At 63.8% G+C, this 243-nt stretch carries 1 protein-coding gene; it reads right to left on the bottom strand.

The features are described from left to right. Positions 1–243 (bottom strand): hypothetical protein (locus JNK74_28875; protein MBL7650195.1); only part of this gene is annotated, 243 nt, incomplete at both ends.

Raw genomic sequence — 243 nt, forward strand, 5'->3', positions numbered from 1 at the left:
TTGCGAGGGAGTGTAGAAGCCCATCGGCTGGCTGTTGACGAGCGCGCAAAAGAACGCCGCTGGCTCGAAGCACTTGAGCCAGGACGACACGTAGACCAGGAGCGCGAAGGACGCCGCGTGACTCTCGGGAAAGCCGTATTCGCCGAAGCCCAGCATCTGGCGATAGATCTGCTCGGCCCACTCGGGAGCGTAGCCGCGCTTGGCCATGCCGTTCTTCAAGCGTGCCTCGAAGGGCGTGAGCCC

The organism is Candidatus Hydrogenedentota bacterium (genome assembly GCA_016791475.1).
Lineage (GTDB): Bacteria > Hydrogenedentota > Hydrogenedentia > Hydrogenedentales > JAEUWI01 > JAEUWI01.